A 12,424-nucleotide genomic window follows, 5' to 3' on the forward strand; every position below is an offset into this window, starting at 1 on the left:
AACGGTTAGCCATTACTTCGTCAATTCGTTACCACTCGGGTCGCTCCAAAAATAAAAAAAAGAGCTATCTAAACAAAGATAACTCTAATTTTAATTTAATATATTTTTTAAACAACTATTTTATTACGAGTTGCTTGCTTTAAATGCTTTTAATTTTTCAATTAATTGAGGTACTACAGTGAAAGCATCACCTACAACTCCATAATCTGCTACTTTAAAGAAAGGTGCTTCAGGATCCGTATTGATAACTACTTTTACTTTTGAAGAGTTGATTCCAGCAATATGTTGGATAGCTCCAGAAATACCAACGGCAATATATAAGTTAGAAGCTACTGGTTTTCCAGTTTGTCCTACGTGCTCACTGTGAGGTCTCCATCCAATATCTGAAACTGGTTTAGAACATGCAGTTGCAGCACCTAATACAGAAGCTAATTCTTCAATCATTCCCCAGTTTTCTGGACCTTTCATCCCACGTCCTGCAGAAACTACAATTTCAGCATCAGCAATCGTTACTTTTCCTGAAACTTTTTCTACGTTTTCTACTTTAATTCCGAAATCTGCATCGTTTAATGATGGAGCAAAAGCTTCTTCTGTCATTGAAACAGCATCTTCTACTAATCCGAAAGAGTTTTTAGCAATTCCTAATACTTTTAATGGAGTAGAAACTTCAGTTATATTAAAAGCTTTGTTTGAAAAAGCAGTTCTTTTTACTTGAAATGGAGAAGTGCTTTCTGGTAATGCTACAACATTAGAAACATAACCAGCTTCAAGAGCAACCGCAACAAGAGGTGATAAATATAAACTATCTGTAGTTGATGAAACTAATACGATTTGAGCTCCTTCTTTTTTAGCCGCTTGAGAAATTACGTCAGCATATGCTTTTGCACTAAAGTTTGCTAATTTATCGTTAGTTATGTTTAATACTTTGTCTACTCCGTAAGCAGCTAAAGCAGTATTGTCTGAATTATTAATTGTTACAGCCGTAACTGTTGTTCCCATTGAAGCAGCTACTTTTTTAGCATATGAGGCTAATTCTAAAGCTACTTTCTTTATTTTTCCTTCTGCTGATTCAGCATATATTAATATCGACATGTTTTTATAAGTTTAAAAGTTTAATAAAGTTTATAAGTTTAAAAGTTTGAGTTCTGTTTTAACTGAAAACTGAGACTGAACACTGAAAACTAAATAACCTTTGCTTCGTTGTGTAACAAACTGATTAATTCATCTAGATTATCAGCGCTTACTAATTTAACTGCTGATTTAGCAGCTGGTTTTTCAAATTTAACGGCTTTAGTTGCTGATGCGTCTCCTGTTGGTTCTACTAAAGTTAAGGCTTTAGTTCTTGCCATCATGATACCTCTCATGTTAGGAATACGTAAATCTTTTTCTTCAACTAAACCTTTTTGACCACCAATGATTAATGGTAAGCTTGCAGAAACTGTTTCTTTACCACCGTCAATTTCTCTAGTTACTTTTGCTTCGTTTCCGTTTACATCGATTCCTACACAAGCATTTACGAAATTGTAACCTAATAATCCGGCCACCATTCCTGGAACCATTCCGCCATTATAATCTAACGATTCTTTTCCAGCAATTACTAAATCATAACCTCCGTTTTTAACTACTTCAGCTAATTGTTTAGCAACAAACATTCCGTCAGTTGGATTGGCATTAATACGAATAGCTTCATCTGCTCCAATAGCAAGTGCTTTTCTTAATGTTGCTTCTGCATCTGCACCACCAACATTTACTACAGTAACATTAGCGCCTTGTTGTTCTTTAAACCAAATAGCTCTAGTTAAACCAAATTCGTCATTAGGATTAATAACAAATTGAACGCCATTAGTATCAAACTCGCTGTCGCCATTGATGAAATTAATCTTTGAAGTAGTATCAGGTACGTGACTGATGCAAACTAATATTTTCATTTTTATGTATTTTGTTAGTGAATATTTTCAGACCAAAAATACAAAATAATTTCTAAATAAAAACTATGCATGCATAATAAATATGTTTTTATTGTTTAAATAGGTTTTTTTTTATGAATACTTTAATAAAGATGTCTTTTTTAATCGTTTGATTGAATATTATTCGTTCTAAAACGTTTTAGTAGAATTTGAAGCCATTTTTTTTTTAATCGATATAGAATAATTTTATTTTTCTTACTTTTGTCAATTAAAATTCAAAGAAATTAATTTCATGAGAACGATACAATTTAGAGAAGCTATTTGTGAAGCGATGAGCGAAGAAATGCGTCGCGATGAATCAATATATTTAATGGGCGAAGAAGTAGCAGAATATAATGGAGCTTATAAGGCTTCAAAAGGGATGCTAGATGAGTTTGGTCCAAAACGTGTAATTGATACTCCAATTGCGGAGTTAGGATTTGCCGGAATTGCTGTAGGTTCAGCTATGAATGGAAATCGTCCTATTGTAGAATTCATGACATTCAACTTCTCATTAGTAGGAATTGACCAAATTATCAATAACGCAGCAAAAATGCGTCAAATGTCTGCTGGACAATTTCCAATGCCAATGGTATTTAGAGGTCCAACAGCTTCTGCAGGGCAATTAGGAGCAACTCACTCTCAAGCTTTTGAAAACTGGTTTGCTAATACTCCAGGTTTAAAAGTAGTAGTTCCTTCAACTGTATATGATGCTAAAGGTTTATTAAAATCAGCTATTCGTGATAATGATCCAGTTATTTTCATGGAATCAGAACAAATGTATGGAGACAAAGGTGAAGTGCCAGAAGGTGAATATACTATTCCATTAGGAGTTGCAGATATTAAAAGAGAAGGAACTGATGTAACTATTGTTTCTTTTGGTAAAATTATTAAAGAAGCTATTTTAGCAGCAGATGAATTAGCAAAAGAAAATATTTCATGTGAAATTATCGACTTAAGAACTGTGCGTCCTATGGATTATGATGCAATTTTAAATTCGGTTAAAAAAACAAACAGATTAGTAGTGTTAGAAGAAGCTTGGCCATTTGCTTCAGTAGCTTCTGAGATTACTTATATGGTACAAGAAAAGGCATTTGATTATTTAGATGCTCCTGTTCAAAGAATTACAACAGCAGATACACCTGCTCCATATTCGCCAACTTTATTGAAAGAATGGTTGCCAAATTCGCAAGATGTAATTAATGCAGTTAAAAAAGTTTTGTATAAATAACAATTAACTTATTATATTTGAAACTTCATCAGTGTTTTTCTGATGAAGTTTTTTTTTCCCTATGAAGACAAAAATTGTAATATTCTTTTTATTTCTAAGTGCTTTTCTTTTTGGTCAAACCAAAGTAGGAGGTAAAGTAACAGATGAGTTTGGTGAACCAATTGCTTTCGCTAATGTTGTTTTTAAAAACTCAAAAGAAGGAGTAATTACTGATGAAAACGGAAATTTTTATTTTGAGTCTAAAGAAAACTATGCTACTTTAATAGTTTCATACGTAGGTTTTGAAAAAAAAGAAATTACTTTAAAATCGGGACTAAATACTGGGTTGAAAATAAAATTACAATCGGGTACTACATTAAAAGAGGTAGTTATTTATACTGGTAAAACTTCAAAAAAGAATAATCCTGCGTTAGACATTCTCCGAAAAATTTGGGAAAGAAGACGTAAGAATGGTCTTAAAATGTTTAAGCAATACGAGTACGATAAATACGAAAAGGTTGAATTCGATTTAAATACTATTGATTCTGCTTTTATGAGTAGTAAAGTATTTAAAGGGATGGAATTTATTTTTGATCAAATCGATACTTCAAGCATTTCAGGAAAAACCTATTTACCAATTTTTATCAATGAAACCTTAAGTGAGGTTTACGGCGATAACAAACAAAAAAAATATAAAGAAATTACAAAAGCAAATAAAAATTCTGGATTTGGTTCAGGAGATGGAGTGAATACCTTCATTAAAGATTTATATGCTGAATTTGATATTTATGATAATTATCTAAAATTTTTCGACAAAGATTTTGTGAGTCCATTGTCAAGAACCGGAATCAATGTTTATAATTATGTATTAAATGATAGTATGTTTATTGATAATAAATGGTGCTATAATATTGTATATTATCCTAGACGTAAAAACGAACTGACTTTTAAAGGAGATTTTTGGGTAAATGATACCACTTTTGCAATCAAGAAAATCAATTTAGAAGCTAGTAAAAGTGCCAACATCAACTGGGTAAAAGAAATTTATATTGAGCAAGAATACGAAGTAATGAACGATTCTGTTTTCTTGTTAAAGCGAGATTATATGATGTCCGATTTTAGTTTTTCCAAAAAAGAGGAATCAAAAGGGGTGTATGGTAAGAGAACTACCTTGGCAAAAAATCATAAATTCGATATTCAAAAAGAAGATAAATTCTATAAAGAAGAAGTCAATTTTTATGACAATGCTGTTTTCAATAAGCCCGATGAATATTGGGAGGCTAATCGATTTGAGGCTTTAAATAAAAACGAGCAGGGTATTTATAAAATGCTCGATACTCTAAAAGAAGTGCCTAAATTTAAGCGAATTTATAGTCTGGCTTCAATTTTAGGAAGTGGTTATATCGAAATTCCAAAATGGAAAATGGATTATGGTCCAATATTTTCAACCTTTGGTTATAATGATGTTGAAGGGCAACGAATAAGAGCCGGTGGTAGAACTTATTTTGGTTCTAATGACACTTGGAGAATTCAAGGTTACACAGCATACGGATTTAGAGATAATCAATTCAAATACGGAATTTCAGGTCGATGGATGGTGAATCCAAACAAAAGGTTGATTTTATCTTTAGGAAATCGTCGTGATGTAGAACAAATGGGGGTGAGTTTAACAACTTCGAATGATGTATTAGGTAGAAGTTTTGCATCATCGGCACTTTTTGCAAGTGGGGTAAATAACCAATTAACTTCTGTGAATCTTACAACTTTAGGATTTGAAATTGAGCCGGTAAAGAATTTTACTTTTCAAACCAATTTTACATACAGAACTTTAAAATCAGCATCAAGCGAATTTAGTTTAGATTATTACACCGATTTAACTCAAACCGAAATCAAAAGCGAAGTTAAACAGTCGGAAATTAACTTAGTTGCCGAGTATACTCCAAACCGAAAAACGGTAGGTTATGGTGTAGATCGTATGGATGTTGATTTTAATTACGCTCGCTTTTTTGTAAGTTATAGCAACGGGATAAAAGGGGTTTTAAATAGCGATTTTAATTATCAAAAGCTGCAATTGTATTACCGCCAGCCTGCATTAATTGGTGGTTTTGGTCGTTTGTTTACTACTTTCGAAACGGGAAAAATATTTGGCGAAGTACCGTTAGGTTTAATGGGGATAATTCCAGGAAATCAATCGTGGTTTGTCATTGAAAACACATATAATTTATTAAATTACTACGATTTTGTCGCTGATGAATATGCCTCATTGCATTTTGAACATCATTTTAATGGAAGATTGTTTTCAAGAGTTCCGTTACTAAGAAAATTGAATTTACGCGAAATCATTGGAATTAAAGGTGTTTATGGTAGAGTTTCTGATGAAAATAGATTGTTAAATGCTTCTGGTTTAACTTATACTGCACCTGAAGATATTTATTGGGAATATCATGCAGGAGTGGGAAATATCTTTAAAGTGCTAAGAGTAGATTTTGCTTGGAGAGGAAGCTATTTGGAAATGCCAGATGCTCGAAAATTTGCTATTAGAGCTTCTTTTGGTTTCTATTTTTAAAACCTATACTTTTTTTGCAAAACTCTTTTGCTTCTCATGTTTTATAATGGTAACTTTGCACCCGTTTAAAAAACATAAGTAAATGACAGCAGATAAAATTACTACATTTGATGTATTGATTGAAATTCCTAGAGGAAGTAGAAACAAATACGAATACGATTTTGAATTAAAAAGAATGCGTTTTGACAGAATGTTATTTTCGTCAATGATGTATCCAGCAGATTACGGATTTATTCCAGAAACTTTAGCTTTAGATGGTGATCCATTAGATGTTTTAGTTTTAATAAACGAACCAACTTTTCCTGGTTGTGTAATGGAAGTAAAACCAATAGGTGTTTTCCATATGGCAGATGATAAAGGGCCGGATGAAAAAGTAATTTGTGTACCCGTTTCTGATCCTATTTGGAATAAATTAAACGATTTAAGCGATGTAAATCCTCACTTAATTAAAGAAATCGAGCACTTCTTCCAAGTGTATAAAGATCTAGAAAATAAAAAAGTAGATGTTGAAGGTTGGGGAGATGTAAACGAAGCAAAAGAAATTTTGATGAAGTGTACCAATCGTTTTAACGAAATTGAAAATAAACCAGAAGGATTGTTTAGTATTAAATAGTTTTTTGGAAATTATAAATAAAAAGGCAGTATTTTACTAAAAATATTGCCTTTTTTGTTTTATTTTCTTAATATTACCATAAAATAAACTAACAAAATAACTAAATTATACTTTATGGAATCAATGATGATTTATGTGCCAATCGTAATGGCACTAATTGGTTTGGCTTTTATGGCAGCCAAGCGCGCATGGGTGCTTAAACAAGACGCCGGAGATGGTAAAATGAAAGAAATTTCAGATTACATTTACGAAGGTGCATTAGCTTTCTTAAAAGCAGAATACAAATTATTAACTATTTTTGTTATTGGAGCAAGTGTTATTCTTGCAGGAATTTCATTTTTTGTACCTACAACTCATTGGTTGATTGTTATAGCTTTCATTTTTGGAGCAATTTTTTCTGCATTAGCAGGAAATATGGGAATGAAAATCGCGACCAAAACAAATGTAAGAACTACGCAAGCGGCTCGTACTAGTTTACCACAAGCATTAAAAGTTTCTTTTGGTGGTGGAACCGTTATGGGATTAGGTGTTGCTGGTTTAGCAGTTTTAGGATTAACAGCTTTTTTTATATTCTTCTTCTATTATTTCATGGGAGGTGTTTGGGAATCTACAATGTTTGATGGACAAATGAAAAACCCTACTGAATTAATGACTATCGTTTTAGAAACTTTAGCAGGATTTTCGTTAGGAGCAGAATCTATCGCATTGTTCGCACGTGTAGGTGGAGGTATTTATACCAAAGCAGCTGACGTAGGTGCTGATTTAGTAGGAAAAGTCGAAGCTGGAATTCCAGAAGATGATCCTCGTAATCCAGCAACTATTGCAGATAACGTTGGAGATAATGTTGGAGACGTTGCAGGTATGGGTGCCGATTTATTTGGCTCGTATGTAGCAACTGTTTTGGCTGCAATGGTATTAGGAAATTATGTAATTAAAGATATGGGTGGTAAAATCGATGACGCTTTTGGCGGAATTGGACCAATTTTATTACCAATGGCAATCGCTGGTTTCGGAATTTTATTTTCTATCATTGGGACAATGTTAGTGAAAATTTCAAGTGACGATGCTAAAGAAGCACAAGTTCAAAAAGCATTAAATATTGGAAACTGGGTTTCTATTGCTTTAACAGCTGTTGCTTGTTTTTTCTTAATAGATATGATGTTGCCAGAAACTATGCAAATGTCATTCTTTGGTGAAGGAATTCAAGATATTTCTTCAATGCGCGTTTTCTATGCTTCTTTAATCGGATTATTTGTTGGTGGAGCAATCTCATCAGTAACGGAATATTATACAGGATTAGGTACAAAACCAGTATTAGCAATTGTACAAAAATCATCTACTGGAGCAGGAACCAATGTAATTGCTGGTCTAGCAACAGGTATGATTTCAACTTTCCCAACAGTAATTTTATTTGCTGCGGCTATTTGGTCAACTTATGCTTTAGCAGGTTTTTATGGTGTGGCTTTAGCTGCTTCTGCAATGATGGCTACAACGGCAATGCAATTAGCAATTGACGCTTTCGGACCAATTTCTGATAACGCTGGTGGTATTGCTGAAATGAGCGAATTACCAAAAGAAGTGCGTACAAGAACTGATATTTTAGACTCAGTTGGTAACACAACGGCTGCAACAGGAAAAGGTTTCGCAATCGCTTCTGCTGCTTTAACTTCGTTAGCTTTATTTGCTGCTTATGTAACTTTTACAGGAATTGATGGTATTAATATTTTCAAAGCTCCTGTGTTAGCCATGTTATTCATAGGAGGTATGATTCCTGTAGTGTTCTCTGCATTAGCAATGAATTCAGTAGGAAAAGCAGCAATGGACATGGTGTACGAAGTACGTCGTCAGTTCAAAGAAATTCCTGGAATTATGGAAGGAACGGGCAAACCAGAATACGGAAAATGTGTTGAAATTTCTACTAAAGCCGCTTTACGCGAAATGATGTTGCCGGGTATTTTAACAATTGGTTTCCCAATTGCAATTGTATTATTAGGTAAATTAGTTTATGCAGATAACAACCAATTAATTGCTGAAATGTTAGGCGGATATATGGCTGGAGTTACCGTTTCAGGTGTACTTTGGGCAGTTTTCCAAAATAATGCTGGTGGTGCTTGGGATAACGCTAAAAAATCTTTTGAAGCTGGAGTTATGATTAATGGTGAAATGACATATAAAGGTTCTGATGCGCACAAAGCAGCTGTGACTGGAGATACTGTTGGAGATCCATTTAAAGATACTTCTGGACCATCAATGAACATCTTAATCAAATTGACATGTTTAATTGGATTAGTAATCGCTCCTATTTTAGGAGGTCACGGTGCTACAACTGAAAAAGGGGCATGTTGTGCAACAACTGAAATGACTTGTCATGAAGGAAAATGCGATATGTCTAAATGTGCTGATATGACAAAAGATGAATGTGCAAAAATGTGTGAAGCAAATGGATGTTCTAAAGAATGTATGGATAAATGCATGTCACAATACGATGAAAACGGAAAATATATTGGTAACGCTGCTCACGTTCACGGACCAAGTTGCAACCATGACGATCATCAAGAAATCATCAATATGGATGTAAAAAAAGTAAAAGACGCTAACGGAAAAGTGAAAGCAACAGTTACTTTAACTAAAATGGTTGATGGTAAAGAAACAATTGAAGAAAAAGTTTTTGAAGGAGACGATTTAGAAGTAGAAGCAAAAATTGCTGAACTAGGAAAATAATCTTTTTCAATAGAAATAATCAAAACCGCACAGCAATGTGCGGTTTTTTTATTTAATTTTAGCCAAACAAACACAACTCCAATGAAATACAAAATACTGACTTTGTTGTTTTTATTTTCTATGCTTGGCATGGCGCAGCAAAATCTGAATATTATTCCGAAGCCGAATTCAGTAGAAATCAAAAAAGGACATTTTGTTTTAAATAAAGAAACGGTAATCGTAGCTGATGAAAATTCTTTTGAAGCAAAGTATCTTCAAAATGAAATTAATAATAGAACAGGATTAGAAATAAAAATCTCATCAAAATATCGTTCTAAAAATAGTATTCAATTTGGTGCTAAAATTCCGGATACTACAAATTTTGATAGAGAACAATACTATATTGAAGTTTGGAGCAATAAAATTCATATTTCTGCCTTTTCACATCAAGGAATTTTTTACGGAATCCAAACTCTAGTCCAAATGATTCCTTATGAAAAATCAAGTGAAATTAAATTAAAAGAAGTTTCTATTTCCGACCAACCCAAATTCCAATGGCGCGGTATGCATTTAGACGTTTCTCGTCATTTCTTTCCAAAAGATTTCATCAAAAAATATATTGATTATTTAGCAATGTATAAAATGAATGCCTTTCATTGGCACTTGACTGATGACCAAGGTTGGCGCGTCGAAATCAAAAAATATCCAAAATTAACCGAAGTCGGGGCTTGGCGAAACGGCTCCATGATTGGACATTACACCGATCAAACTTTCGACGACATTCGATATGGCGGATTTTATACGCAAGAAGAAATCAAAGAAATTGTAGCTTACGCGAAAGAACGCCACATCACTATTGTTCCCGAAATCGAAATGCCGGGTCACGCTTTGGCTGCTTTAGCTTCGTATCCTGAGTTTTCTTGTACGGGCGGACCTTTTGAAGTAGGAAAAACTTGGGGTGTTTTAGAAGATGTTTTCTGTGCGAAAGACGAAACGTTTACTTTTTTAGAAAATATTCTGACTGAAGTAATTGAATTATTTCCTTCCGAATTCATTCATATTGGGGGCGATGAATGCCCAAAAGTGCGCTGGAAAAGTTGCTCACATTGCCAAAAGAGAATCAAAGAGGAACATTTAAAAGACGAACACGAATTACAAAGTTACTTCATTCAAAGAATCGAAAAATTTGTCAATAGCAAAGGCCGAAAAATCATCGGTTGGGACGAAATTTTAGAAGGCGGATTAGCACCAAACGCAGCCGTTATGAGTTGGCGCGGTACAGAAGGCGGAATCGCAGCAGCCAAACAAAAACATTTTGTAGTGATGTCACCTGGTTCTCATTGTTATTTTGATCATTATCAAGGCGAACCCAAAAACGAACCAATTGCAATTGGAGGTTATACCAATGTGGAAAAAGTGTATTCTTTTGATCCAATTCCAAAGAAACTTTCAGCAGATGAATCGAAATATATTCTAGGTGCTCAAGCCAATCTTTGGACAGAATATATCACTACGCCTGATCATGCAGAATATATGTTGATGCCAAGAATGGCAGCGCTTTCCGAAGTGCTATGGGGAACTTCAAATCCAACTAATTATAAAGAATTCGAAAAACGATTAATTTCACATTTTGAAATCTATGATAAAAAAGGAATCAATTATAGTAAAGCCATTTTTGAAGTAACTTCTAAAGTAAATCGTAATGGAAATGGTGAAGGTGTATTATTTGAATTAAAATCAGCGAATAGCTTCAATGGAATTCGTTACACAACAGATGGTTCGGAACCTAATGTAAATTCAATTCAATATTTAAAACCTATAGAAATAACAAAAGGTCAAACCATAAAAGCGGCTTTATTTGAAAATGAAAAACAGAAAAGTACAATTTTAGAACAGAAATTTTTTTGGAGTAAAGCTGTTGGAAAAAACATTAGCTTAATAAACCAACCGCATGAAAATTACAATAATGGTGGAGCTTTAACCTTGGTTGATGGATTAATTGGAAATAGAAGTAAATTTGGTCGTGATTGGTTAGGTTTTTCTGGTAAAGATTTAAATGCAACTATCGATTTAGGTAAAACGGAAACAATAGACAAAGTAATTCTTTGCGTACTTGAAAGCAAAGGAAGCTGGATATATTATCCAAAAAAAATTGAAGTATTCATTTCAAATGATGGTAAAAATTTCGAGAGTGTTTCTAAATTAAATCTCTCCGAAATTCAAGATGTTAAAGGCGAAGTGGTATTAGAAGTTAAATCTAAAAAAACTCAATTTGTGAAAGTAATCGCAACTAATTTTGGTAAAATAACAGATGGAAATCCAGGAGCTGGTTCAGATGCTTGGTTGTTTGTTGATGAAATTGGTATTGAATAAAAAAATATGACAAACAGAAGAAATTTTTTAAAAACAACCGCATTAGCAACTGCTGGCGTAGCTTTTCAATCGTTTCAATCGAAATCTGATGAAACAGAAATGGATATCAATTCAGGAAAAGGAACAAAACCAATTGTACTTTCCACTTGGCGTTTTGGAATTGAAGCCAATGAAGCGGCTTGGGAAATTCTTAAAAATAAAGGTCGCGCTTTAGATGCGGTGGAAGCTGGCGTAAAAATTCCGGAAGGCGATCCGAATGAAAGAAGCGTTGGTTACGGCGGTCGCCCAGATAGAGATGGTCGCGTAACATTAGACGCTTGCATCATGGACGAATTTTCTAATATTGGTTCGGTAGCGTGTTTGGAACACATCAAACATCCTATTTCTGTAGCAAGAATGGTGATGGAAAAAACGCCTCATGTAATGTTGGTTGGTGATGGCGCTTTACAATTTGCTTTATCGCAAGGGTTTCAAAAGGAAAATTTATTGCTAGAAGCTTCCGAAAAAGAATGGAAAGAATGGCTAAAAACCAGTGAATATTTACCAAAAGCCAACATCGAAAATCACGATACTATCGGAATGATTGCTTTGGATGCACAAGGCAATTTATCTGGAGCTTGTACTACTAGCGGAATGGCTTTCAAAATGCATGGAAGAGTTGGAGATTCTCCCATTATTGGTGCAGGTTTGTATGTGGATAACGAAATTGGAGCCGCAACCGCAACAGGTCATGGCGAAGAAGTAATCCGAATTACAGGTTGTCATTTAGTAGTAGAATTGATGCGTCAAGGAAAATCGCCACAAAAAGCATGTGAAGAAGCCGTGATCCGAATTGTAAAATTGACGCAAAATCGAGGAAAAAATCTTAAAGATATCCAAGTTGGGTTCATTGCCTTGAATAAAAAAGGAGAATACGGTTCATATTGCGTGCAAGGTGGTTTCAATTATGCCGTTCACGACTCAAGTGGAAATAAATTAATCGATGCGAATTATTATTTAAAATAATTTTTTGCCAC

At 33.9% G+C, this 12,424-nt stretch carries 8 protein-coding genes; 6 read left to right on the plus strand and 2 right to left on the minus strand.

Annotated elements, in window-relative coordinates:
* Positions 1-123: 123 nt before the first annotated feature.
* Both GFJ99_RS05790 and GFJ99_RS05795 read right to left on the minus strand, forming a co-directional pair.
* Complete coding sequence (locus tag GFJ99_RS05790) at positions 124-1,092, minus strand: electron transfer flavoprotein subunit alpha/FixB family protein (RefSeq protein WP_153207915.1); 969 nt, start codon at positions 1,090-1,092, stop codon at positions 124-126.
* 89 nt (positions 1,093-1,181) lie between these two features.
* The gene (locus GFJ99_RS05795; RefSeq protein ID WP_153207916.1) at positions 1,182-1,928 is read right to left on the minus strand and encodes an electron transfer flavoprotein subunit beta/FixA family protein; all 747 of its coding nucleotides are present in this window, start codon (positions 1,926-1,928) and stop codon (positions 1,182-1,184) included.
* A gap of 262 nt (positions 1,929-2,190) precedes the next feature.
* Here GFJ99_RS05795 and GFJ99_RS05800 point away from each other — a divergent pair, with 262 nt between their 5' ends.
* The 6 genes from GFJ99_RS05800 (at position 2,191) to GFJ99_RS05825 (ending at position 12,413) form a co-directional block, all read left to right on the plus strand.
* Positions 2,191-3,177 (plus strand): pyruvate dehydrogenase complex E1 component subunit beta, encoded by a 987-nt coding sequence (locus tag GFJ99_RS05800; RefSeq protein WP_370454318.1) that lies wholly within the window; start codon positions 2,191-2,193, stop codon positions 3,175-3,177.
* Between the two features lie 61 nt (positions 3,178-3,238).
* Positions 3,239-5,722, plus strand: a complete 2,484-nt coding sequence (locus tag GFJ99_RS05805; protein ID WP_153207918.1) for a DUF5686 and carboxypeptidase-like regulatory domain-containing protein — start codon at positions 3,239-3,241, stop codon at positions 5,720-5,722.
* Between the two features lie 82 nt (positions 5,723-5,804).
* Positions 5,805-6,335, plus strand: a complete 531-nt coding sequence (locus GFJ99_RS05810) for an inorganic diphosphatase (RefSeq protein ID WP_153207919.1) — start codon at positions 5,805-5,807, stop codon at positions 6,333-6,335.
* Positions 6,336-6,449: 114 nt separating this feature from the next.
* On the plus strand, positions 6,450-9,056 hold the full coding sequence (locus GFJ99_RS05815) for a sodium-translocating pyrophosphatase (RefSeq protein ID WP_153207920.1): 2,607 nt from the start codon (positions 6,450-6,452) through the stop codon (positions 9,054-9,056).
* Positions 9,057-9,137: 81 nt separating this feature from the next.
* A complete protein-coding gene (locus tag GFJ99_RS05820; protein WP_238990101.1) occupies positions 9,138-11,408 on the plus strand; it encodes a family 20 glycosylhydrolase in 2,271 nt (756 codons plus the stop codon).
* Between the two features lie 6 nt (positions 11,409-11,414).
* Positions 11,415-12,413: an isoaspartyl peptidase/L-asparaginase gene (locus GFJ99_RS05825; protein WP_153207921.1), complete on the plus strand. Its 999-nt coding sequence runs from the start codon at positions 11,415-11,417 to the stop codon at positions 12,411-12,413.
* The last annotated feature ends 11 nt before the right edge of the window (positions 12,414-12,424 follow it).

Origin of the sequence: Flavobacterium sp. LMO6 (assembly GCF_009495795.1) — a bacterium.
Classification (GTDB): Bacteria; Bacteroidota; Bacteroidia; order Flavobacteriales; family Flavobacteriaceae; genus Flavobacterium.

What these genes read in the sequence shown, in the direction of transcription:
- GFJ99_RS05795 (WP_153207916.1), bottom strand. Translation starts at nt 1,928, where the DNA reads ATGAAAATATTAGTTTGCATCAGTCACGTACCTGATACTACTTCAAAG.
- GFJ99_RS05805 (WP_153207918.1), top strand. Translation starts at nt 3,239, where the DNA reads ATGAAGACAAAAATTGTAATATTCTTTTTATTTCTAAGTGCTTTTCTT.
- GFJ99_RS05820 (WP_238990101.1), top strand. Translation starts at nt 9,138, where the DNA reads ATGAAATACAAAATACTGACTTTGTTGTTTTTATTTTCTATGCTTGGC.
- GFJ99_RS05825 (WP_153207921.1), top strand. Translation starts at nt 11,415, where the DNA reads ATGACAAACAGAAGAAATTTTTTAAAAACAACCGCATTAGCAACTGCT.
- GFJ99_RS05790 (WP_153207915.1), bottom strand. Translation starts at nt 1,092, where the DNA reads ATGTCGATATTAATATATGCTGAATCAGCAGAAGGAAAAATAAAGAAA.
- GFJ99_RS05815 (WP_153207920.1), top strand. Translation starts at nt 6,450, where the DNA reads ATGGAATCAATGATGATTTATGTGCCAATCGTAATGGCACTAATTGGT.
- GFJ99_RS05810 (WP_153207919.1), top strand. Translation starts at nt 5,805, where the DNA reads ATGACAGCAGATAAAATTACTACATTTGATGTATTGATTGAAATTCCT.